The organism is Burkholderiales bacterium (genome assembly GCA_035560005.1).
Classification (GTDB): domain Bacteria; phylum Pseudomonadota; class Gammaproteobacteria; order Burkholderiales; family Eutrophovitaceae; genus DASRFY01.
The window spans coordinates 65,728-85,941 of sequence record DATMAN010000031.1; the positions used below are offsets into that span (position 1 = coordinate 65,728).

At 64.3% G+C, this 20,214-nt stretch carries 21 protein-coding genes; 14 read left to right on the forward strand and 7 right to left on the reverse strand.

Annotated features, from left to right (window positions below; all coding sequences use genetic code 11):
- Window positions 1–9: 9 nt before the first annotated feature.
- On the forward strand, window positions 10–792 hold the full coding sequence (locus tag VNM24_04270) for an enoyl-CoA hydratase (GenBank protein ID HWQ37817.1): 783 nt from the start codon (window positions 10–12) through the stop codon (window positions 790–792).
- 49 nt (window positions 793–841) lie between these two features.
- Here the strand turns inward: VNM24_04270 and VNM24_04275 are convergent, their stop codons facing one another.
- The 4 genes from VNM24_04275 to VNM24_04290 form a co-directional block, all read right to left on the reverse strand.
- Entirely contained in the window at window positions 842–2,119 is a 1,278-nt protein-coding gene (locus tag VNM24_04275) for a TRAP transporter large permease (protein HWQ37818.1), read from the reverse strand.
- Window positions 2,116–2,634, reverse strand: a complete 519-nt coding sequence (locus tag VNM24_04280; protein HWQ37819.1) for a TRAP transporter small permease subunit — start codon at window positions 2,632–2,634, stop codon at window positions 2,116–2,118. The genes VNM24_04275 and VNM24_04280 overlap by 4 nt, the downstream gene beginning before the upstream one ends.
- 156 nt (window positions 2,635–2,790) lie before the next feature.
- On the reverse strand, window positions 2,791–3,861 hold the full coding sequence (gene dctP / locus VNM24_04285) for a TRAP transporter substrate-binding protein DctP (GenBank protein HWQ37820.1): 1,071 nt from the start codon (window positions 3,859–3,861) through the stop codon (window positions 2,791–2,793).
- A gap of 217 nt (window positions 3,862–4,078) precedes the next feature.
- Entirely contained in the window at window positions 4,079–4,834 is a 756-nt protein-coding gene (locus VNM24_04290; protein HWQ37821.1) for an MBL fold metallo-hydrolase, read from the reverse strand.
- 93 nt (window positions 4,835–4,927) lie between these two features.
- Between VNM24_04290 and VNM24_04295 the strand changes: the two genes are divergently transcribed.
- Together VNM24_04295 and VNM24_04300 are read left to right on the forward strand one after the other, a co-directional pair.
- Window positions 4,928–5,503, forward strand: coding sequence for a sigma-70 family RNA polymerase sigma factor (locus VNM24_04295; protein HWQ37822.1), 576 nt, complete (start codon window positions 4,928–4,930; stop codon window positions 5,501–5,503).
- The gene (locus tag VNM24_04300; protein ID HWQ37823.1) at window positions 5,500–6,075 is read left to right on the forward strand and encodes a zf-HC2 domain-containing protein; all 576 of its coding nucleotides are present in this window, start codon (window positions 5,500–5,502) and stop codon (window positions 6,073–6,075) included. The genes VNM24_04295 and VNM24_04300 overlap by 4 nt, the downstream gene beginning before the upstream one ends.
- A 129-nt stretch (window positions 6,076–6,204) precedes the next feature.
- On the opposite strand, the gene VNM24_04305 is transcribed toward VNM24_04300, so the two are convergent.
- Genes VNM24_04305 through VNM24_04315 form a run of 3 tightly spaced genes read right to left on the reverse strand, consistent with a single transcriptional unit; the run spans window position 6,205 to window position 8,541 of the window.
- Window positions 6,205–7,176, reverse strand: a complete 972-nt coding sequence (locus VNM24_04305; protein ID HWQ37824.1) for a transketolase C-terminal domain-containing protein — start codon at window positions 7,174–7,176, stop codon at window positions 6,205–6,207.
- Window positions 7,173–8,015 carry a transketolase gene (locus tag VNM24_04310; protein HWQ37825.1) on the reverse strand — a complete coding sequence of 281 codons (843 nt, stop codon included), beginning with the start codon at window positions 8,013–8,015 and terminating at the stop codon, window positions 7,173–7,175. The genes VNM24_04305 and VNM24_04310 overlap by 4 nt, the downstream gene beginning before the upstream one ends.
- A 10-nt stretch (window positions 8,016–8,025) precedes the next feature.
- Window positions 8,026–8,541: an OmpA family protein gene (locus VNM24_04315; protein ID HWQ37826.1), complete on the reverse strand. Its 516-nt coding sequence runs from the start codon at window positions 8,539–8,541 to the stop codon at window positions 8,026–8,028.
- Window positions 8,542–8,711: 170 nt separating this feature from the next.
- Here VNM24_04315 and VNM24_04320 point away from each other — a divergent pair, with 170 nt between their 5' ends.
- The 11 genes from VNM24_04320 (at window position 8,712) to VNM24_04370 (ending at window position 20,102) form a co-directional block, all read left to right on the forward strand.
- Window positions 8,712–8,909, forward strand: a complete 198-nt coding sequence (locus VNM24_04320) for a hypothetical protein (protein HWQ37827.1) — start codon at window positions 8,712–8,714, stop codon at window positions 8,907–8,909.
- A complete protein-coding gene (locus tag VNM24_04325) occupies window positions 8,906–9,415 on the forward strand; it encodes a hypothetical protein (GenBank protein HWQ37828.1) in 510 nt (169 codons plus the stop codon). The genes VNM24_04320 and VNM24_04325 overlap by 4 nt, the downstream gene beginning before the upstream one ends.
- Before the next feature lie 122 nt (window positions 9,416–9,537).
- Window positions 9,538–12,819, forward strand: coding sequence for a BTAD domain-containing putative transcriptional regulator (locus VNM24_04330; protein HWQ37829.1), 3,282 nt, complete (start codon window positions 9,538–9,540; stop codon window positions 12,817–12,819).
- A 99-nt stretch (window positions 12,820–12,918) separates the two neighbouring features.
- Window positions 12,919–13,413, forward strand: coding sequence for a hypothetical protein (locus tag VNM24_04335; protein HWQ37830.1), 495 nt, complete (start codon window positions 12,919–12,921; stop codon window positions 13,411–13,413).
- Window positions 13,414–13,659: 246 nt separating this feature from the next.
- On the forward strand, window positions 13,660–14,241 hold the full coding sequence (locus VNM24_04340) for a cell wall hydrolase (protein HWQ37831.1): 582 nt from the start codon (window positions 13,660–13,662) through the stop codon (window positions 14,239–14,241).
- A gap of 157 nt (window positions 14,242–14,398) precedes the next feature.
- A complete protein-coding gene (locus tag VNM24_04345; GenBank protein HWQ37832.1) occupies window positions 14,399–15,706 on the forward strand; it encodes an ABC transporter substrate-binding protein in 1,308 nt (435 codons plus the stop codon).
- Between the two features lie 92 nt (window positions 15,707–15,798).
- Window positions 15,799–16,557 carry an ABC transporter ATP-binding protein gene (locus VNM24_04350; protein ID HWQ37833.1) on the forward strand — a complete coding sequence of 253 codons (759 nt, stop codon included), beginning with the start codon at window positions 15,799–15,801 and terminating at the stop codon, window positions 16,555–16,557.
- Entirely contained in the window at window positions 16,557–17,261 is a 705-nt protein-coding gene (locus VNM24_04355) for an ABC transporter ATP-binding protein (GenBank protein ID HWQ37834.1), read from the forward strand. The genes VNM24_04350 and VNM24_04355 overlap by 1 nt, the downstream gene beginning before the upstream one ends.
- Window positions 17,262–17,431: 170 nt before the next feature.
- Window positions 17,432–18,301, forward strand: a complete 870-nt coding sequence (locus tag VNM24_04360) for a branched-chain amino acid ABC transporter permease (protein ID HWQ37835.1) — start codon at window positions 17,432–17,434, stop codon at window positions 18,299–18,301.
- The gene (locus VNM24_04365) at window positions 18,298–19,293 is read left to right on the forward strand and encodes a branched-chain amino acid ABC transporter permease (GenBank protein ID HWQ37836.1); all 996 of its coding nucleotides are present in this window, start codon (window positions 18,298–18,300) and stop codon (window positions 19,291–19,293) included. Before VNM24_04360 ends, VNM24_04365 begins: the two co-directional genes overlap by 4 nt.
- Before the next feature lie 89 nt (window positions 19,294–19,382).
- Window positions 19,383–20,102 carry a GntR family transcriptional regulator gene (locus tag VNM24_04370; protein HWQ37837.1) on the forward strand — a complete coding sequence of 240 codons (720 nt, stop codon included), beginning with the start codon at window positions 19,383–19,385 and terminating at the stop codon, window positions 20,100–20,102.
- Window positions 20,103–20,214: the final 112 nt, after the last annotated feature.

Consider the following 20,214-nt stretch of genomic DNA (forward strand, 5'->3'; position numbering starts at 1 on the left):
GGGAAGGCCATGAGCGAAGGCAGGCTGCGCGTGGAGCGCGACGGACCGGTCGGCCGGCTGGTGCTGGACAATCTGGCCCGCCGCAACGCGATCAACGCGGACATGTGGCGTGCGATTCCGGGCGCGATCGCGGCGTTGGACGCCGACGCGGCGATCCGCTGCATCGTGATTCGAGGTGAGGGAAACGAGGCCTTCGCGGCCGGCGCCGATATCTCCGAGTTCGAGAAAAACCGCTCCAGCGAGTCGCAGGTCAGGGACTACGAGGCGGCGACCGCCGCGGCCCACCACGCGATCGAATCTTCCCCCAAACCGGTGATCGCCCTGATCCATGGAGTCTGCGTCGGCGGGGGACTCGCGATCGCTTTGTCCTGCGACCTGCGTTACGCCGGCCAGTCGAGCCGCTTCGCCATTCCCGCGGCGCGCCTCGGGCTGGGGTACGGGGTGCACGGCACGAACCGGCTGGTCGCCACGGTCGGCCACGCTGCGGCACGCGAGATCATGTTCAGCGCCCGCCGCTACGACGCCCCCGAGGCGCTCGCCATGGGACTGGTCAACCGCGTGCTGCCGGATGCCGAGCTGGAGGCGTACGTCCAGAACGTCGCGCTCGAGCTGGCGTCGAACGCGCCGCTCACCATCGCCGCATCGAAGGCGGTGATCAACGCGCTGATCGAGCCGAGTGGAGAGTTCGCGACGGCGGAAGCTGCCGTCGCGCGCTGCATGAACAGCGAGGACTACGTCGAGGGCCGGCGCGCCTTCATGGAAAAGCGCGCGCCGCAGTTCAGGGGCAAGTGATCGTTTCGACCGGTGCCGTTCTCGAAGAGCGACACACCGGATCGACTCGCTACTTCAGCAGGCCCGGCAGCCACAGCACCATCTGCGGCCACACGGAAACGATCGCGATCACCGCGATGAAGCTCACGTAGAACGGCAGCGAGGCGCGGATCGCGCTCTCGTAGCTCACGCCCGCGATCTGCGAGGCGGTCATCAGCGTCATGCCGACAGGAGGGGTGATGTTGCCGACGTTCAGGGCCAGGATCATCACCATCGCGAAGTGCAGGGGGTCGAAGCCGAGCTGTGTCATGGCGGGAGCCAGTACCGGCGCCACGATCACCAGCGCAGGGAGCACGTCCACCACGGTGCCGAGCACGAGCAGCAGCAGATTGACCATCAGGATCTGCACCAGCGGGTCGGTGCTGAAGCCGGCGATCAGCTCCGCGGCCTCGCGGGTGATGCCGGAGCGGGCGACGAACCAGCCCAGAACGGTGGACGCGCCCAGCAGAAAGAACACGACTCCGGACAGCCGCACTGTGGTCATCAGCGCATCGAACACGTCCCGCCACGTCAGGGTGCGGTAGAGCAGCGTGCCCACGGCGATGGCGAAGACCACGGCGAAGGCCGAGGCTTCGGTCACGGTGCTCAGGCCGCTCAGGATGCCGCCGAGGATGATCAGCGGCACCAGCAGCGCCGGGACGGTGGGCAGGAAGGCGCGCACCGCGAGGCGCAGGCTGGCGGCGCCGTGTACCGGAAAGTTGCGCCGCCAGGCGAGATAGAAGCTCACGATGAGCAGTGCCGCGGCCAGCAGCAGCCCCGGCACAACGCCGGCCACGAACAACGAGATGACCGACACGTCGTAGAGAATCGTGGCGTACACCACCATCACGATGCTCGGCGGAATGATCGGCCCGATCACGGAGGCGCAGGCCGTGACCGCGGCGGCATAGGCCGCCGGGTAGCCTTCCTTTTTCATGGCCGGGATGAGCAGCTTGCCGATCGCCACGCAGTCGGTGATCGCGGCGCCGGTGAGCCCGGCGAAGAACAGGCTGCTGGTGATGTTGACGTGGCTCAGTGCCCCGCGCACGCGTCCCAGCAGCGCATTGTTGAAGTCGATCAGCCGCTGGGTGAGCCCGGCGCGGTTCATCAGCTCGGCGGTGAGGATGAAGTAGGGAATCGCCATCAACAGAAAGCCGCTCACGCCGGAGAACATGCGGTCGGCGACGATCTCGAGGAATTCGATCCCGCCGAGCGACATCGCGCCGGCCAGACCGGAGAACACCATCACCAGCGCGATCGGAGCGCCGATCAGCAGGGCGACTGCGAAGACGATCAGCGCGGCGCTCATCGCTCCCCGCTGCTCGGAGCGGCTTCGCGCGGCGCCTCGACCGGCCCCAGCAACGCGAAGCCGCTCGCGAGATGCAGCAGCAGGATCAGGCCGGACACGGGCACGCAGGCGGCGATCCAGCGCGCATGCACCTGGAGCTGATCGGAGACCATGTAGATCTGGTTCGAGGCGAGAAAGAAATGCCAGCCGAACCACACGAGGAGCAGCGCGAAGAGCGCGACCAGAAACAGGCTCGCGCTGCGCAGCAACCGCGAGAAGCGTCCGGGGAGCAGGCGCACCACCATGTTGACGGCGACGTGCTCGCCGCCCTTGAACGCGACCGTGATGCTCAGCATCCCGATCCAGGGAATGAAGAGCCGCGCCAGCGAATAGGTCCAGCTCAGCGCCGCGCCGGTAACGATCATGTAGAAGAAACCGATGAAGGAAATCGACAGCATCACCAGCACGCAGGCGACGCAGACGGCGATGGTGACCCGGTTGGCCCGGTCGCTCAGCTTCCTCAGGCGCTCCAGCATTTGGCAGGGCTGATCATGCAGGCCGACGGCTCCTGCCGCGGTGGAAACCAGAAAGCCCGAAACCAGGATCAACCACCAAGGGCACCAAGAAAATCAAGACCGACTCTGGTGTTTTCCTGGTGGTCTTGGTGTCCTGGTGGTTCGCCCTGTCTTTGCCTACTGGCCGTAGCGCTTGAGGTCCTGCGCGACGACCTCCTTCTCGATGCGGGTGACCTCGGCCCAGAGCTGGTCGATCAGCTTCGGGTCGATGCCGAAGTCCTTGGTGATCCACTGCTTCCAGGCGGGACGCGCCACCGCCGCCATCTTGTCGCGTTCGGCCTGCGTCAGGATGTGACACTGCTTGAACTTCTTGCACGAGGTCTCCCAGCCTGCGATCGCGGCCAGTACCGCGATGCCATGTGCTACTTGAACGGCCTCGCGCGCTGCTTCGAAGATGACCTGCTGGTGCTTCGCCGGCAGCGAGCGGAACCACTTTTCGCTCATCATCCAGGAGATGGTGTTGTAGACGTGGCCGCTCCACGTGGTGTACTGGTTTACCTCCCACAGTTTGAACGCCAGGCTCACGCCCGGCGCGTTGAACTGCCCGTCGGCGAGTCCCGTGCCCAGCGCCGTGAGCACCTCTCCCCACGGCAGCGGGGTGGCCGAGGCGCCGAGCGCCTTCATCGTGGCCACGTGCGCCGGATTCTCTTCGACCCGGATCTTCAACCCCTTGATGTCGTCCACCGTCCGGATCAGCCGCTTGTTGTTGGTGAAGGCCACGAAGCCGCCACCGTCGTCGAGCGTGCCCAGGTAGCGCAGTCCGCTGGCTTTCAGGGCGCCGCGCATGAAGTTCGCGTGCCACTCGCCGTCGAAATAGGCGCGCGCCACGCGGTAGTTGGGGAACAGGAACGGCGTGGTGATGATCTGGTAGGCGGGATAGAAGGACGACATCGCGCCCGAGGAAATGAGCGTGGCCTGCACCGTCCTGCCGGCCTGGGCCTGCTTGGCTGTTTCGACCTCGGAGCCGAGCTGGCCGTTGCCGAATACCTGCACGTCGATCTCGCCACCGGTCCGCGACTCGACGACGGATTCGAAATGCTTCATCGCCGGATGCATTTCGTTGTTGGTGAGGTCTTCGGGGGCCAGATGGCTGATGACCATGGTATAGCTGGCTGAGAACGCCGGCGAGACGGCGAACGCGGCGACGACAGCAGCCAAAGCAGCGGATGAGACAAGGCGCAGATTCATATCCCCTCCCGGAACATGCGCAGGACTGGCACGGGATCTTCCGTGGCGGGCCTTATTAGACGCCCGCACCTTGAGTTTGTCATCCGGTCGCCGCGCCCCGGACCCACGATGCGCAGCGAATGGGCCGCGCTCGACACCGGTTTTCGGCGGCTTCGTGGCGCCTCCGTTCGTGTGTCTCCCCTGCGCTCGAGCGCAGAGGCCGACTCTTCTCGTCGAGTCAGGCTGCTTGCGACAGGGGCTGCGGTGTCCCCGAGCCGTGCAACCTTTCGGCCAGCGCTTTCAAGAGGGCTGCCCCGTCCCCGCGCCAGGCACTGCCGTGCATGCAGGCCAACGTTTCGGGACGCTCGTTCGCAAGGCGCTGGAGAATGGTGCCGGTGTTCGGAGCGTGCGCGAAGTAGTCCATCGGTGCGCGGAAGGCTTCGCTCGGCTCGAGAATGTCGGATTCGGTAAGCGGCTTTTCCCCCAGACCGCCTTGGGTGAAGAGGTCGCCGCACAGGAGGGTTTGGGTGCTGTATTCCATCAACAGTCCGCACTCCCAGGCGTGAGGCACGTGCGGTGTATCGAACCAACGCACCGCATGCCGGCCCAGTACCAGCAATTCGCCGTCCGTGAGCGCGCGGGCCGGCCGATCGGCCATGTCGTTGACCGACACCGTGGCCGCAATCCGTCCGCACACCGGCACGGCCTGGGGCGCCGTCGCCAGCCATTGGTTCAGCGAGCCGCATTCGTCGGCCTCGAAATGCGAGAAGGCGACGTAGCTCAGGCGATGGACCGGCATGACGTGCGCGACGGCTTGGCGTACCAGCGAGAAAAGCCTGCGCGGGCCGGTATGGAACAGCATTGGGGCGTCGTCCACGATGAGGTACTGGTTGAAGCTGAACTGTGAACCGGGAATGGTTACCGGCGTGTTGATGCGGTAGATGCCGTCGGCGATTTCGTGGATGTTGGTACCGAATTGCGGGTTGCTGAGCATGTCTGCCTCCTTTGTTGTGGGCACAAGGGTGTGTAACGGGGAGGCGCTTCGTTACACTTCCTTGGCAAAGGCCGGAAAGGTATGCTCGGCTGCTTGAACAACCTTGACCAGGCAGACAACCTCGAAGATTCCGCCTTGGCGCGGCGGATCGCGGCTGCCGGAGCCGATGGCGACCGGATGGCCGAGGCCGAGCTATGCCGGCGCCTGGCTCCGCGCGTGCGCTTCTATGGCCTGAAGCATTTGCGCGACGAGCAGGCCGCGGCCGACCTCGTTCAACAGGTGCTGCTGATGGTCCTGGAACGGCTCAGATCGGGCAAGGTCCGGCAGCCGGAAATGCTCGGGTCCTTCATGCTGGGCATGTGCCGGATGGTCGTGCTGGACATGAAGCGCAACTACGCGCGCCGCGAACGTCTGCTGCAGACCTTCGCGGCTGACGTTCCCGCCGCCGACACCTCGTTCTCGCCGCGCCTGGATCAGGCGAAGCTTCTGCGCTGCCTGGATCGATTGCCCGAGCGCGAGAAGTCGGTCCTGGTGATGACCTTCTACGACGACCAGCGTGCGGCACAGGTGGCCACGGAATTGGGGATTTCCGAGACAAACGTCAGAGTGATCCGGCACCGCGGGCTGCAGCGTCTGCGCGATTGCCTTCAGACAAGGAGCGTGTCATGAGACGGGCCGCCTGTTCTTCGCCGATCCCGATCTCGACGCTGGCGGAGTACTGGTTCGGGGAACTGGACCCTGCGCGGGAAAGCTCGCTGGAGGAACACCTGCTCGGCTGCGAGCGATGCAGCACCGAAGCTCTGGGTCTGGCCGAGATCGCGGGCGGTATCCGCCGGCTGACGGAGCGCGGCTTGGTACGGGCCGTGGTCACCGAAGCGTTCCTGGAGCGCCTGCGGGCCGGCGGGCTGCAGGTGCGCGAGTACGACGTACCAAGGGGCGGCAGCGTCAATTGCACCATCGCTCCGGACGATGACTTTCTGGTCGCTCACCTCCAGGCACCGTTGGATACCGTGGAGCGACTCGATCTGGTGATGTCCGGTGCTCATGGCTCCGAGGTCGAGAGGATCGCGGACGTTCCTTTCGACCGCAGGACCGGCAGCGTGGTAGTCGCGTCCAGCACCGAGGTGATTCGTGCCCTGGCCGCCTCGACCTCGTACATGCGCTTGATCGCCGTGGATCGCGAAGGCGATCGCCTGATCGGCGAATACACGTTCAACCATACACCATGGCCGGCGCGCTGAAATAGATGCGCGCAGACCATGGCCTGCGGCAACGCAGGGCGGACATTCAACGCCGCCTCCTCTGCGCCGCCATCGCCTGATCTGCGGCACCGGCAGTTCCGGTTCTTGACCCTCGCTATTGCCAGCCCGTCAGGCAATCAGTGCCCGGCAGGCGTCGATGATGGCTTCCGCGCTCATTCCGTACTTGGCGCGCAGCCGCCCGGTGGGACCCACCATCGCAAAGGTGTCGGGCATGCAGATCATGCGCATCCGGGTCGGATGCTCCACTGCCAGCAGCTCGGCCACCGCACCGCCCAGGCCGCCGGCCAGGCGATGCTCCTCCGCGGTGACGATGCCGCGCGTCTCGGCCGCCGCGGCAAGCACCGCATCGCGATCGAAGGGCTTGATGGTGTGCATGTTCAGCACCCGAACGCTCACTCCTTCCTTCGCGAGCGCATCGGATGCGCGCACCGCCATCTCAACCAGCGCGCCGCAGGCGATCACCGTCACGTCCCGGCCAGGACGCAACAGAGTCGCCCTGCCCGGTCGAAAAGGCGCTTGCGGGTCGGTGACCGGCGGTTCCTCCACCCGGCCGCCCAGGCGCAGATAGACCGGGCCGTCGATATCCAGCGTCGCCAACGTCGCCTGGTAGGCTTCCTCGATATCGGCGGGCACGATGACCGTCATGTTGGGCAGGCTGCGCATCAGCGCGATATCCTCGAGAGCATGGTGGGTGCCACCCGCGACGCCGAGAGAGATGCCGCTCGCCGCCGCACCGATGACCACGCGCTGGTTGGCGTAGGCGACGTCGTTTCGGACCTGTTCCATGCTGCGGGCGGAAATGAACGGTGCATAGGCACAGACATAGGGATGCAGGCCGGTGGTCGCCATTCCCGAAGCGGCGCCGATCGCATTCTGCTCGGCGATGCCCAGCTCGACGAATCGGTCCGGGTGGCGCTCGACCCAGGCACGGATTCCGAGCAGGTCCTGGGTGTCGGCGGACACCACCACTGCCCGCGGGTCGCGCGCTCCGATCTCCAGCAAGGCTTGGCCGAAGGCGAGCCGGGTCTGGTTGGCGCAACGGCTGCGCCAGTCCTGCACGCCAGAGACGGCGCTGTTCACGATCCGCCCCCTGCGCCGGGTTCGGCGAGCTGCGCCAGCGCCTTGGCGAGGATCTCGTCGTTCACCGAGTTGCTGTGCCAGACATAGGTGTTCTCGGCGAAATCCACGCCCTTGCCCTTCACGGTGTGAGCGATGATCGCGGTGGGACGTTCTGGATCGAGCGGCACCGAATCCAGCGCCTCGACCACCTGCGCCATGTCGTGGCCGTCGATCTCGCGCACCTCCCAGCCGAAGGCGCGCCACTTCTCGGCGAGCGGATCGACGCCGATGATCTCGTCGACCCGGCCGCTCTGGCAGATCTTGTTGAAGTCGACGATCGCGGTGAGATTCGACAGCCGGTAATGCGCAGCCGACATCGCCGCCTCCCAGTTGGAACCTTCGTGCAGCTCGCCGTCACCCAGCATCACGAAGGTGTGGAACGGTTTTCTCTGAATGCGCGCGCCCAGCGCCATGCCCAGGGCGACGGCCAGCCCGTGTCCGAGCGCGCCGGTGCACATCTCCACACCGGGCATCTTGATGTCGGGATGCATGCCGAACGGCGATTCGAAGCCGTAGAAGCGGTCCAGCACCTCATCCGCGATGAATCCCGCCTGTGCCAGCACCGCGCCGAGCGCGGCGTTCGCATGCCCCTTGGATAGCACGAAACGGTCGCGCTCCGGCCAGTCTGGCTCATCGGGACGCACCCGAAGGCGATGGAAATACAGCGCCGCCAGGATGTCCGCGGCGGAACAGGAGCCGCCGGCGTGGCCTCCGCCGCCGGCGCGCAGCGCGCGCCAGACGTTGCGCCGTATCTGGCGCGCTTCCGCTTCCAGGCGACTCACCAGCGCGGATTTGTCCATGACGGTCGGGTTACCTCGCGACTTGCACCAGCACGCGGCGGTTCTTCTGCTTGTCCGCCGCCGTCTTCTCCGGCGAGACCAGTGGCTTGGAGGAGCCGACCCCGATCGGCTTGCAGGCAAGCTGCATGCCCTTGTCCTTGAGCGCTTTGCACACCGTACGGGCGCGGGCGAGTGAGAGCATCTGGTTGAACTCAGCAGTCCCGTCGGCGTCGGTGTGCCCTTCGGCGGTGACGTAGAGATCCGGAAACGCCGCCTTCAGCGCCTTGGAGTTGTCGGTGATGATCTTCAGCAGCCCGTCGATGCGCTTCTCGTTGCCGGGTGCGAACTCGGCCTTTCCGGTCTTGAACTGGAACTGACCATCCTTGATCTGCTGCTGCGCCAGTTTCTTGTTCACCGTGTCGAGCAGCGATTTGTCCTTCATCTCGCTCAGCCTGGGAACGCCGTCGAGTTTGGGCAGATCCACCGCCGTCGCGGAGGACCCCTGCATGAGCAACAGGCTGGCGGCGGCTACCAACATCGAGCGCATGACGATTCACCCTGGAGAGTTCGAACGGCCCAAAGTATAGAGGACGGCGGCCCGCCACGGGGCCTGCCAGCGGCAGCCTGCGGAATAACCGACCGGACCCGCCGCTATTTGTAGTCAATTCGTACCCGCCGCCTCGCTAGGCTGTTCTTGCGTCGAGGGAGGTCGAGCAGATGAATGCGGTCGGTGTCTATGTTGTCCGTCTCTACCGAAGGGATGCTTTGACGCTTGCGGGCGTGGTGGAATCGGTCGAAAGCGGCGAGCAATTGCCGTTTCACTCCACCGAGCAGTTGTGGCGCGCCCTTCACAAGCTGCCGTCTCCCCGACGAGCCATCCAGAGCGCCAAACCAGACGAGGAGGACATGCCATGAAGAGAGGTTTCGTTTCAGTAATGGCGATCGCAGTAGCCGGGGTCGTGCTGTCGACCGAGTCTCTTGCCGGCAGGGTCACCATGCCCAAGGAGGGCAGCTACGAGTTCGACTTTTGCCCCATCGGTCGTGGCAAGGTCTTTTCAGCGGGCGACAAGCTCTTCGTCATGAATTACGATCTTGAAGCGGTCCTGAGATCCACGCCAGCGGGGAAGGCGTTCGACCGCATGGGCGCCCGATGCTTCGGAATCTATTCGAACATCAGCGGGCGTCAGCAGGAAGCCGGAATATGCGAGCTGACGGACCTCGATGGAGACAAGTGGTGGATGGACTACCGCGGCAATCCGGACGGCAAAGGCGGTACTTACACATCCGTGCATGGCACGGGAAAGTATGAAAGCATGATTCTGCGGGGCGAGTACCGCATCGACAACGATTGGGGCAGCATTTCGAAGGAAGTCAGTTTTCAAGGCTGCAACCCCAACAAGGGTGCCTACAAGCTGAAGTAGCGCATGCAGGGCTCCGCGTGATGGCTTGAGTCCAGAATCGGGCCTGCGCATACTGCCGAGCAGGGTAGGGCCGCAGTCGTGGGTCCCATCCGTTCGCCCACGAGTCGGGAGGGGGCTCCGGGATGAGTAAGACGGCATCGCCAGCCAAGATCAGCCGGCCGCGATTGTTCGACGTGGTGCCGCGCGAGCGGCTGTTCGAGCTGCTCGACGGCAACCGCGGCCGGCCGCTGATCTGGATTGCTTCTCCGCCCGGCGCGGGCAAGACGGCGCTCATTGCCAGCTATCTCGAGGCGCGCAGCATCCCGACTGTCTGGTATCAGGTCGACGCGAGCGATACGGATCCGGCGACGTTCTTTCACTATTTGTCCCTGGCCGTGGAGCCCTTGCGCGAGGGCGATGATTCTCCGTTGCCATGCTTCGTCGCCGAACACCTGGCCGATCTGCCGGCCTTCGCGCGCCTCTACTTCCGTGCCTTTTTCGCACGGCTTCCGCAGGGCGTGGTTCTGGTTTTCGATAACTACCAGGAGATCCCGGAGGACGCACTGCTGCACGATATCGTCTGCCAATGTGTCGCGGAGACACCGAGCGACAGTTCGGTGATTTGCGTCAGTCGTGCGGAAGCGCCGCGGTACTTCGTCCAGTTTGCCGCGCGTGGCGCCATGGTCCTGGTCGGCTGGGAGAAGCTGCAACTGACGCTGGATGAGGTCCGTGCGGTGTCGCTGCGACGCGGGGTCGGCGACGAATGGCTGATCCATGCGCTGCACCAGCAATCGCAGGGATGGGCTGCAGGTGTCACGCTGATGCTGGAGCGTCTGGGGCACCTGGACTGCAGCGGCAGAGAGCTTCCGTCCGATTCCCGCGAGTCGGTCTTCAACTACTTCGCCAGTCTCATTTTCGACCGTGTGCCGGAGTCGATGCGCCATGTCCTGCTATCGGTTGCGTTCCTTCCACAGGTCACACCCGCACTCGCGCGCGAGCTGAGCGGTCGACCGGATGCCGCGACGGTACTGGAGGATCTGTACCGCCGCAGGATGTTCACCGACCGCAGGCCTGGCCCGGAACCCGTGTACCAGTTTCATGCACTGTTTCAGGAGTTTCTGAGAGCGCGGGCGAGAAATGTGCTCCCACCGAAGCAGTTTGATGCGTTGGTCGGTCGCACGGCTTTCGCTTTGCAGGTAGCGGACAATGTCGATGCGGCGATCAGCCTTTGGATCGCAGCGCGGGATTGGCAGCCGGTAGTGCAGTTGATTGTGAAGGAGGCGAAAGGACTGCTGAACAGTGGCCGAAGGCAGACGCTTGAGCGCTGGATAGGCGAAGTACCGGAATCGGGGCGGTACAGCTCGCCGTGGCTCGTGTATTGGCTTGGATGCTCGCAATTGCAGACGAGGCCGGAGCAAGGGGTAAAGACCCTCGAGAATGCACTGGGACTCTTTCATAGCGCCGAGGACCGCCGAGGTTCTATCGCCTGTCTTACGGCACTGTTGGGCGGTGGATATATCGGGTATGCGGCGATCGGCGCGATGGACAGGTGGCTCGACGAGTTGCAAGCAAGCTCAGAAGAATTCTCGGACGCCCTTGCGTCGGATAAACAGTTGCAGGCGTGGGGCGCCCTGTGTTGCGCGCTGATATACGTCAGGCCATGGGATCCCATGACGACGCAGGCTCTCGAGAGTGTCGAGGAGCTTCTTCCGCGTTGCGCAGACGCTGGCATCGCCCTTACCGCAGCGATTGGAGCAGTGAGTGCCTGCATGCTGACCGGTGATCTTGAGCGTGGCGAGCGAATCCTGGAACAAGCGACAGAACTCGCGGAACGGAGGGGAGCAAGCCCTTCGGAGGCAGCATGGTGGTACTGTCAAGTTGGGTACCTGAAATTTGTCGAGGCTCAGTACAACGACGCGTTGCGTTACCTCGACAAAGCGATTGCCATTGCGGAATCAAATGCGCTTCGCTCGACGATACGAGAGATCATGCTGCATCGCGTGACCGTCGAGTGCCGGACACTGGGATGGGCCAGGGCAAGCGCGACGCTCACCGAAATAGACGCTCTGTCGAGATCGAGCCGACCCATGAATGGATCACTCTATTGGTTGCACCAGGCGCGCAGGGCACGCTTCAATGGGCAATCTGAGCAAGCTGTCGAGTTTGCGCTGGCAGGTTATCAGGCCGCGGTCCGATCCGGGGCCAGACTGTGGGAAATGATGATCGGCCTGTGCGTGGCTGATCTCCTGATCGACGCCGGGCGACTCAAAGAAGCCAAGCCCCTGATTGCGCGGTCCGCGGAATTGATCGGCCGGACCCCTGTGTATGACTGCTATCGCGCGGCCCTGTCCTTTGTGGAGTCGTGGACTGCTCTCGTAGCGGGTGACCCGCAGCACGCCACGCTGCGACTGCGCGAAGCGCTTGGGCTGGCGCAGGGAGGAACCCGTCGCTACTACCTCTGTTTTCTTTACTGTGCTTTGCCTCGTCTGTTCATGTTTGCACTCGAGGAGGGAATCGAGGTGTCTGTTGTGCAGGGCTTGATCGGGTTGTTTCGTTTGAAACCTCCTACGGATGCGCCGGAGAACTGGCCGTGGCCAGTGCGGATTCTTACCTTGGGCCGGTTTGAAGTGCAGGTCAATGGCCGACCGATGGAGTTTTCCCGCAAGCTGCCACGCAAGACCTTGCTGCTTCTGAAAGCAATCGTCGCGCACGGTGGACGCAATGTGCCGGAACAGGTGTTGTGCGATGCACTTTGGGGCGACGAAGAGGCGGATGCCGCATTGAACGCGCTCGCCATTACCATCGTCCGTCTGCGCAAACTTCTGGGAACGAACGAGGCCGTGCTGTATCAAGCCGGCAGAATCACCCTGAATGCGGAGCTATGCTGGGTCGACACGTGGATCTTCGAGAAGTACATTGCGGACAATGGTTCGGCCGGCAGGTTGCTGAGCATTTACCGAGGTGCCTTTCTTCCGGACGAGGAAGGCGAACCGTGGAGCGTGGCGGCGAGGGAACGGTTGCGCGGCAAGTTCATCGACGCCCTGTCGAGGTACGGCGCGACGCTGGAGCAGCAGGGCGACTGGCAGGGTGCGGTTCAATGCTATCTGCGTGGTATCGACGCCGATCCGATCGTCGAGACATTCCACCAAGGGTTGATGCGCTGCTATGAGCGGCTGGGCCGGCGCACCGAAGCGCTGAGTGCGTACCGCCGGCTCAAGCAGACGCTGTCAGTAGTGCTGGGAGTTGCGCCTTCCGAGTCGACTCAGCAGCTTTTCCAGACGATGCTTCAACGGCAGAGTGCGCTGGGGAGCGGTGCGCGCGAACGCTCCTCGCACCTCGATGCGGAAGACGGTACTGGTTCCCAGCGCGAGGACACTGGCAATGTCGTGCGGAAACTGCCGCCACGCCGCAGGCAGGTGCGTTGACCGTGGGCACGGTCGGGTCCATCGGATGCCGTAATCCGACTTTCGAACGGGCAGCCCCATCGCGGGAACTTCCGCATGCGTAATCGGGACATACGCGTCGTGAGATCCATCACCGTTGTCGCACTCTGGCTGACAGTGCATACGGCCGCCGTCTTCGCCGAACCGTGGAATCCGGGCGAGGCGCTGGACGTGTGCCTGGAGGCCGCGCTCAAACAGCGGCCGGGTGTCGTCACGGCGTGGCGCCAGGCCGGAGGCGGGGACAAACCTCCGTATGCGGTGAGCGTGCTGAACGCGGACGGCAGGATCGCGGAGGCCACCTGTGATCCGACCAATCCCGCGAGCCTGCAGTTCAAGGACAAAGGCGGGCTGTACCGTTACGAGATGTACCGGCGCGCAACGTTTCCTGAGGCCAAGGCTCGCAGTGCAGCGCCGGAGATCTTCGTGGGTCCGGTCCGAATCATCGCAATGGACCTGAGGGTCAGCTTCACCGGCAAACCGCATTTCGTCTATCAGATGTTCCTGCCAAGCGGTCACAAGGCGGTGGTGAGCGTCGAGGCGACGGTCGGCCGGCTGACGAAAGCCGAGGTGGAGTGAAGACGGGCGTGCCATGCGGCCGGCGCCGGCCGGGGCTTTCCACGGAGGGAAATCGTGCGAGCGGCCAGCGGCGATCGCTCGGCGTGGGCGACTGCTAATGCCTTCTGTCGCTGACGAAAATCCTGTCCGTTCGGGACCGCTGGAGAATCTCAACAGTCCCTGCGCGTGAGCGGTCTGATTCTTGCATCGAATCGTGCAGCCACGCCGCGAAATCGCATTCCGTATTTTTCCCAACCTTCCGACAACATGACCTGGACGCGTTTGTTCGCGCGCTCTTCCTCCCGGCGCGTTTCGCCGTGGTCGCGCTGGTGGAACGACCTGCGCTTCCTCTGGCACACCCGGCGCAAGGCGCCGTGGATCGCCGCGTTCGCGCTCTGTCTGGTCGTCGCGACCTTTGTCTCCCTGATGCATTTCCTCGTGTCCAGGGACGCAGTGCACCGCGAACTGAATTGCCTGGCGCTGAACGTGTACTACGAGGCGCGCGGCGAACCCCTGGCCGGGCAGTACGCCGTGGCGGAAGTCACCATGAATCGCGTGGCGTCGTGGCGCTATCCATCCACGGTGTGCGAAGTGGTCTATCAGAAAAGGTGGGACTATCTGCGCAAGCGCTACGTGAGCGCGTTCTCATGGACCGAGTTCGAGGTGGTGCCTCATCCCGAGGGCGAGGAGTGGGAGCGGGCCCGGGAGATCGCCAGGGCGGTCTATCATGGCCACCACCGGCCCACGCTCAATGGTGCCGTGCTCTATCACGCGACCTACATCAAGCCGAGCTGGGCGCGCGGCAAGCGACACGTCGCCAAGATCGGAAATCACGTCTTCTACAGGTAAGGTCGGCGTCACGGGCTCCCGCTTGAGTCGAGTCCGGATGCAAGGCATTATCGCGGCACGCGACGATCGGTCGTCGCTCAACTGAACAACAGCCGGCGGCTGCTGCGCGCGGCACGACGGCGAGCTGAACCTGGCCAAACGGTTCGAGGAGGAGACCATGCACGTCCGGAACGTCTGCGGCCGCGTGCTTGCGGCGGCGTTGCTTGCGGCTGTGAGCCTGGGTGCGGCCGCGCTTGCGCAAGCGAAGGAAGTGAAGATCGGCGTCATCTACGACTACACCGGGCCCTTCGCCGCGGGTGGATCGCTTGCCGCGGCCATCGGCACCAAGATCGCGATCGACATGATCAACGAGCGTGGCGGGGTCGAGGGCTACAAGATCAACGCCATCTATGCCGACGCGCAATCCAAGGCAGAAGTAGCGATCAACGAAGCCACGCGCCTGCTCGAACAGGAAAAGGTTCATCTGATCATGGGCGTGTACTCGAGCGCCCACTGCGTTCCCATGGCGCAGAAAGTGGATGCCGCCAAGAAGTTCATGTGGGCCAACGTGTGCACCGCCTCCACGGTATTCAGGGGCAAGAACCTGCGTTACGTCTTCCGCCCGCAGGTGCACACGGATCAGTTCGGACTCGCTTCCTGCAGCTTCCTGAACGAGAACACCAGGACGCGGCTCAACAAGGACCCCAAGGCGCTGCGGGTAGCGATCATCTACGAGGACGGGCCGTACGGCGCCGGCGTGGCGGCCGGCAACGAGGAAGTCTGCAAGAAGTTCGGAATGCAGGTGGTGCTCAAGGAAGGCTATTCGGCGACCGCTCCGGATCTCTCCAGCCTGGTCACGAAGCTGCGCCGCGCACGCGCGGACGTGATCCTGCACACCGGCTACAACCCCGACATCACGCTGTTCTGGCGGCAGGCGCGCGAGCAGGGCTTGAAATGGGCGGCGCTGATCGGCCACGGCGCGGGATACGCCCAGTTCGATCGGCTGCGCGAGACGCTGGGTCGTGACGCCGAGTACATCATGGACGTGGATCCGGTGCCCGCCCAGTTGCTGGACCCGAAGACCCTCGCACCCGGACTTGGCCAGCTCATCCAGGAAATGGTCAAGCGCTACAAGGCCGAGGTGAAGGCCGACGAGTTGCCGCCGCACGTCTCGATGGGGTTCAACCAGACCTGGATCTTCCTGACGGACGTGCTCCCGCGCGCGATCAGGAAATATGGCGGAATCGATCCGGAGGCGCTGCGCAAGGCGGCGCTCGACACCGATATTCCGGACGGGGGCACGATCCAGGGGTACGGCGTGAAGTTCTACCCGCCGGGTCACGAAATGTCGGGACAGAACGAACGCTCGTTTCCGGTGGTCATCCAGTACGTCGGCGGCGATTCCAAGGTCATCTGGCCGGCGCGGCTGCGCACCGCCGAACCGGTGTTCCCCTGGCCGAAGACACACAGTTACTCGAATCAGTAATGCAGTGACGGATAACAAGCGATGAGCGACGCAATGACTGCGAATCGCGACAGCGCGCATCGCGCGTCTCCGTTCGCCGGTCACGGATTCTGATGCTCGCGGTCAGCGGACTGACGAAGCGCTTCGGCGGGTTCACCGCCGTCAATCGCGTCTCCTTCGAGGTCAAGGAGGGCGAGATCCTCGGCCTGATCGGCCCCAACGGCTCGGGCAAGAGCACCATATTCAACCTCATAGCCGGCGCGCTCGTGCCCACGGCCGGCTCGATCCGGTTTCTGGGGCGTGAGATCGCCGGTGAGCCCGCGTATCGCGTCGCCCACCACGGCATCGGACGCACCTATCAGCTTCCACGTCCTTTCCGGCGCCTGTCGATCCTCGAGAACGTCGCGCTCGCCGCCTACTACGGGCAAGCCGAGCGCCCCACCCGCGAGCAGGCCTTCGCCCAGGCGGCAGAGATCCTGGAGCTCGTGCGGCTTCGCGCGCAACCCGATGCGCGCGTCGACGGGTTGGGCGCGGCGGGCCTGAAGAAGCTCGAGCTGGCGCGCGCGCTCGCAACCAGGCCGAAGTTGCTGCTGGCCGATGAATCGCTCGGCGGGCTCGACGAACAGGAGATGAAGCAGGCCGCGGAGATGCTGGTCGATGTGCGCGCGCGGCGCGGCGTTACCATCGTGTGGGTCGAGCACATCATGGGCGTGCTGATGCGTGTGGTGGACCGCTGCGTGGTGCTCGACCATGGCGAGGTGATCGCCGAGGGCAGACCCGAGCAGGTGGCGCACGACCCGAAAGTCATCGAGGTTTACCTCGGCACGGAGGCCAGCGACGTCCAGGCCACCGTTGCGGCGAGGAACGGCTGATGCTGGTTTTGAGCAAGGTCTCCGCGGGCTACGGCGGCTTTCAGGCGCTGTTCGACGTGAGCCTCGAGGTCAAGGCGGGTGAGACCGTTGCGGTGATCGGCCCCAATGGCGCGGGCAAGACGACGCTGTTGCGGGTAATCTCGCGGCTGATCGACGCGACTGCCGGAGAGCTCATGATGGAAGGCCGGCGTCTGAATGACGTGCCGCCACACGAGGTGGTGGGATGCGGCATTGCGCACGTGCCGGAGAACCGGCGGCTGTTCCCGCGGCTCACCGTCGAGGAGAACCTGCGCATGGGCGCATTCGTGCCGCAGGCTCGGGCGCTGTGCGTTCAGCGTCTGGAACGCGTCTACCAGTTGTTTCCGCGCATGAAGGAGCGCCGGCATCAGCCGGCCGGAACGCTTTCCGGTGGCGAGCAGCAGATGTGCGCCATCGGCCGGGCCCTCATGTCCGGCCCGCGGCTGCTGCTGCTCGACGAACCTTCGGCGGGACTGGCGCCGGTCGTGGTGCAGGCGATCTTCGAGTCCGTGCGCCGGATGAGCGCGGAGGGCTATACCGTGTTGATCGTCGAGCAGAACATCCGCCAGGTACTCAAGATCGCCACCCGCGGCTACCTGCTCGAAACCGGGCGCATCCGCGCCGCCGGCACGGCCGCGCAACTGCTCGACACCGACGAACTCAAGAAAGCTTACCTGGGACTCTGACACGAAGAGCCAAACACGAAGGCACGAAGGAAACTCACTGGGAGAATAACGGAACACGCGGGCCGGAATATGTTGTCTGATTTCATTGGGCATTCTTGTATTCGTTTTTCTTCGTACCTTCGTGTCTTCGTATTTCGCTCTTTGGGTTTGATCGTGCTGTCCAATAGCAAATGGAGATCTTCGACATCTTTCTGCTGGAAGCGGTGGTCAACGGCGTGCTGCTGGGCGGCATCCTGGCGCTGCTGGCGCTGGGGCTGAACCTGATCTTCGGCGTGATCGACGTGGTGTGGATCTGCTACGCCGAGCTGATCATGATCGGCATGTACGCTGTGTACTACCTGCACGTCGAGTATTCCTGGCCGTTGTGGCTGGCCTTCGCTGCGGCCGTCGCGATGGTCTCGGTGCTGGGCATGGCGCTGCACCAGTTCGTGATCCGGCCGGTGCTCTCCGCCGAGCCGATCAATCAGCTGCTGGTCACTGGAGGCGTGCTCTTCCTGCTGCAGGGCGCGGCTACGCTCGCCTTCGGCGTGGAGTTCCGCAATCTCGGCGTCAAGTTGCCTACCTTCGAGTTGAGCGGGATGTTTCTCAGTGTGGCGCGACTGACCGCTTTCGCGATCGCGCTGGGTTGCATGATTGCCGTATACGCCTTCCTCAAACGCACGTATCTCGGCACCGCGATCCGCGCCATCTCGCAGGACCGCGGGATCATGCCGCTGATGGGCGTGAATCCGAGCCACATCTTTCTGATCACGTCCGCGCTGGGTGGGGCGCTGGCCGGGGTCGCCGCCTGCCTCCTGGTGCTTCAGTACGACATCCACCCGGCGATCGGACTTTCGTTCGGGCCGATCGCCTTCCTGGTATGCGTGCTGGGCGGGCTCGGAAACATGATCGGCGGGTTTCTCGCGGCGTTCATCTTCGCCCAGTTCATTTCCGTGGGCGGGTATTTCTTCCACCTCGAGTGGGGCTACGTGCTGGCCTTCCTGTTCTTCATCGGTTTCATGTTCTGGCGGCCGCAGGGTTTGCTCGGAGGCAAGGCATGAGGCGCGCGCTGCCGTGGATGGGGGTCGCGCTGCTCGCTGCCGCGCCGCTTTCCGGCATGGGCAACTACCCGCTGCACCTGATGATCATGTGCCTGCTCTGGGCATTCGTTTATACGAGCTGGGCGTTGATGGGGCGGTTGGGGATGACCAGCCTGGGCCACGGTGCTTTTCTGGCGATCGGCGCCTACGGGGTGGTCATGGCCTGGAATCTGTTCTCGGTTTCCCCCTGGCTGTCGCTGCCGTTGCTGCTGGCGATCACCGCGCTGGTCGCATTCCTGATCGGGTATCCGTGCTTCCGGCTGAAGATCGTCGGGCACTACTTCGCGCTGGTCACGCTGGCGCTTGGAGAAGTCGCGCGCATGATCATTGTGGCGCTTCGGGACCAGACCGGCGGCTCGCTAGGCGCTACGCCCAACACCGCGCTCGCCGACGCCGCGTGGTCGCTCTCGGCCCTACAGTTTTCCTCCAAGCTCGTCTGGTTCTACATCATCCTCGGCTTCTGGCTCTTCGGGCTCTGGGTGTGGGCTAGGATCGACCGCTCGATGGCGCGGCTTGCGCTCGAGGCCATCAGCCAGGAGGAGGACGCCGCGGCATCGGTCGGGATGAACGTCACCCGGCTCAAGCTCGGTGTCACGATCGTCTCGGCGCTGATGACGTGCGTAGGCGGTGCGCTCTACGCGCAGTACCAGCTCTATGTGAATCCGGAAACGGTCTCGGGAATCGGCGTCAGCCTGCAGATGGTCTTTGGCGCGATCGCCGGCGGCATGTTCGTGCGCCTGGGCCCGACGGTGGGTGCGGTGTTCACGCTCTTGCTGGCGGAAGCGCTGCGCCTCGCGCTCGGACACGACATACACGGTCTCGATGTCACGCTCTACGGGCTCATGCTGGTGCTGTTCATCATCTTCATGCCCAAGGGCATCCTCGGCGCGGCCATCGCCGCGCTGGAGGAGCGTCGTGCGCCCAAGCCTTTACCCGCCACCTTGACGAGATAATTCGAACCGCGATCGCTTCAGTCGGCCGCACGCTTTTGCATGCTGTATTCAGAATGCTAAACTCGTGCTGTTGAAATAGAGAGGCCGCAGTGAAGGCACTTCCGCATCAACCAACGCTGGTCGATCAAGTCTACGAGGCGATCCTGTCGGAGATCTCAGCGGGCAAGTTCGCGCACGATAGCCGGCTGATTCAGGAAGAACTCGCCGAGTCGCTGGGTGTGTCGCGTCAGCCGATACAGCAGGCGCTGCTGCTGCTGAAGAGCCACGGCATCCTGCGCGATGCACCCGGGCGCGGATTGATGGTGGCGCCGCTGGAAGCCGAATTCGTGCGCAATCTGTACGAGGTTCGGGGCGTGCTCGACGGGCTCGCCAGCAGCAAGGCGGCGGAACGCGCAGCCGTCACCGCCCGCAAGGAGGGCCCTGCCTTCATCAAACGCGGCCGCGAAGCGGTGGCCAGCCGTTCGATCCCGAAGATGATCGCGGCCGACATGGACTTCCATTTCTTCCTCTACGGCTTGTCGAGAAACCCGCTGATCGCCGAAGCCAGTTCGCCCTATTGGAGCTACCTGCGGCGAGTGATGGGTGAGGTGCTTCTGTACGACGAGACACCGGCAGAGATCTGGGACCAGCACGAGGCCATTCTCGATGCGGTCATCGCAGCCGACCCGCAAAAAGCAGGGCAATTGGCGCGCGAGCACATCGCCCAGGCATCGGACACGATCACCGAGCGACTGGCGGCGCGGGCACCTGCCGGGCCGGCTCGCGTTGCATTGACGCGCGTGCGGCGCAGGCGCGCCCAGGGCGTCTAGCAAACTTCCGCTGCACACACCGGCGCTGCTGGACGTGCTGCATCGGCGGCCCTGCAGGCGGGGCGCCGCACCACAGCAACGCGCAATCGGTGTCCGCGCCCTCGCCGCGGCT

Excerpts from the sequence above, each read along its gene's own strand:
- VNM24_04360 (HWQ37835.1), top strand. The coding sequence starts at position 17,432 with ATGGAGATCTTCGACATCTTTCTGCTGGAAGCGGTGGTCAACGGCGTG.
- VNM24_04300 (HWQ37823.1), top strand. The coding sequence starts at position 5,500 with ATGAGACGGGCCGCCTGTTCTTCGCCGATCCCGATCTCGACGCTGGCG.
- VNM24_04315 (HWQ37826.1), bottom strand. The coding sequence starts at position 8,541 with ATGCGCTCGATGTTGGTAGCCGCCGCCAGCCTGTTGCTCATGCAGGGG.
- VNM24_04310 (HWQ37825.1), bottom strand. The coding sequence starts at position 8,015 with ATGGACAAATCCGCGCTGGTGAGTCGCCTGGAAGCGGAAGCGCGCCAG.
- VNM24_04330 (HWQ37829.1), top strand. The coding sequence starts at position 9,538 with ATGAGTAAGACGGCATCGCCAGCCAAGATCAGCCGGCCGCGATTGTTC.
- VNM24_04320 (HWQ37827.1), top strand. The coding sequence starts at position 8,712 with ATGAATGCGGTCGGTGTCTATGTTGTCCGTCTCTACCGAAGGGATGCT.
- VNM24_04365 (HWQ37836.1), top strand. The coding sequence starts at position 18,298 with ATGAGGCGCGCGCTGCCGTGGATGGGGGTCGCGCTGCTCGCTGCCGCG.
- VNM24_04290 (HWQ37821.1), bottom strand. The coding sequence starts at position 4,834 with ATGCTCAGCAACCCGCAATTCGGTACCAACATCCACGAAATCGCCGAC.
- VNM24_04275 (HWQ37818.1), bottom strand. The coding sequence starts at position 2,119 with ATGAGCGCCGCGCTGATCGTCTTCGCAGTCGCCCTGCTGATCGGCGCT.
- VNM24_04325 (HWQ37828.1), top strand. The coding sequence starts at position 8,906 with ATGAAGAGAGGTTTCGTTTCAGTAATGGCGATCGCAGTAGCCGGGGTC.
- VNM24_04350 (HWQ37833.1), top strand. The coding sequence starts at position 15,799 with ATGCTCGCGGTCAGCGGACTGACGAAGCGCTTCGGCGGGTTCACCGCC.
- VNM24_04280 (HWQ37819.1), bottom strand. The coding sequence starts at position 2,634 with ATGCTGGAGCGCCTGAGGAAGCTGAGCGACCGGGCCAACCGGGTCACC.
- VNM24_04340 (HWQ37831.1), top strand. The coding sequence starts at position 13,660 with ATGACCTGGACGCGTTTGTTCGCGCGCTCTTCCTCCCGGCGCGTTTCG.
- VNM24_04270 (HWQ37817.1), top strand. The coding sequence starts at position 10 with ATGAGCGAAGGCAGGCTGCGCGTGGAGCGCGACGGACCGGTCGGCCGG.
- dctP (HWQ37820.1), bottom strand. The coding sequence starts at position 3,861 with ATGAATCTGCGCCTTGTCTCATCCGCTGCTTTGGCTGCTGTCGTCGCC.
- VNM24_04355 (HWQ37834.1), top strand. The coding sequence starts at position 16,557 with ATGCTGGTTTTGAGCAAGGTCTCCGCGGGCTACGGCGGCTTTCAGGCG.
- VNM24_04345 (HWQ37832.1), top strand. The coding sequence starts at position 14,399 with ATGCACGTCCGGAACGTCTGCGGCCGCGTGCTTGCGGCGGCGTTGCTT.